1 protein-coding gene is annotated in these 1,179 nt (G+C 37.0%); it reads right to left on the reverse strand.

Annotated features, from left to right (window positions below; translation table 11 throughout):
* Positions 1–13: 13 nt before the first annotated feature.
* The gene (locus tag Q0954_RS33995; RefSeq protein ID WP_299466550.1) at positions 14–1,117 is read right to left on the reverse strand and encodes an ISAs1 family transposase; all 1,104 of its coding nucleotides are present in this window, start codon (positions 1,115–1,117) and stop codon (positions 14–16) included.
* Positions 1,118–1,179: the final 62 nt, after the last annotated feature.

A 1,179-nucleotide genomic window follows, 5' to 3' on the forward strand; every position in this document is an offset into this window, starting at 1 on the left:
TAGGTTAAACGCACTATTGGCGAACGTAAAGCCCTAAAATATTCATCAAGTACTCATCATCCCAACTAGCTTTCTTTCTTCTGACCGCAATACTGTGCTTGTCATTGACTTGTTTGAGCATTTGTAAAGCTAACTTTCTTAGCGTATTCCTGTTTTCTGCACCATTTTGAGCTACAGTCCGGGATTTATCTTCGTTAAAACTCACATCCAACTGCCAATGCAGGTGGTTTTCAATACTCCAGTGCTCCCTTACTTTTTCATTGAAGTACTTTGGGCTTTCTTTTTTATCACTGAGGTAAAAACGATATTCTTCCTGAGTCTGTTCTTCAAATTCCCGTATGGCGTGTACCATTATTACACTTTCAATATTCTTCCAGTCCTGTGTTTTCTCCATTAAATGTACTTCATTGGATACATAACAAGTTCGTGTTTCTATTCTTCCTGAGCCAAAATCCTTTTGTTGATCATTCAGGCAGATTTGCTGACGTGCTTTCATAAAATCCTGTACCTGCTCAAAAGCAGTTTTTTGGTTCTTTTTTAAAGACAACAAGTAATGTCCTCCACCCTCTACGATTTGTTCTGCAATGTCAGGGCTATTGCCAATGGCATCAATACTCACCAAAGCACTTTCTACATTGATATGCTCTAAAAGCTCTGGAATTGCTGTTTTCTCATTACTTTTTTGATCAGTCTTTAGCTGACCTAACACCAACTTTTGCTTACAAACCCAAGCTGTAAGAATGCATAAACCACGATTTGACTTGCCTCGTTTTTTGGTTGCCCGAAGCACTTTACCGTCAATACTAATATGGTGTTCCTCTAAAAAGTCAAGCAAAAAGTTAGTATGGGCATAAAGTACTTCACTAAATTTTTCCGGATTTACTACATTTAAAACACGAGTAAAAGTATCATGAGAAGGAATACCATGGGGTAATGCTAAGAATTTCCGAAGAAATTGCTCTTTTACAATCCCATATTCTTCTATTTCCTCATCATTATCACATCCACTGATGGTTGCCAGCAAACTTATGGTCAATATATCAGTTAATTTATGGAGTTTATTGGCTGTTTCACGACGTGGATCAGGTACTGATGAAAATATTTCTCCTAAGTGCATTGCTTTTTTGAAGGTAAAGATAAAAATTAAGAAGAATATTCCGAAGTAGTGCGTTTAACCTA

Origin of the sequence: uncultured Microscilla sp. (assembly GCF_947493425.1) — a bacterium.
Lineage (GTDB): Bacteria > Bacteroidota > Bacteroidia > Cytophagales > Microscillaceae > Microscilla.

Bases quoted from the DNA above. Each gene is read 5' to 3' on its own strand.
- Q0954_RS33995 (WP_299466550.1), bottom strand. From the start codon at position 1,117: ATGCACTTAGGAGAAATATTTTCATCAGTACCTGATCCACGTCGTGAA.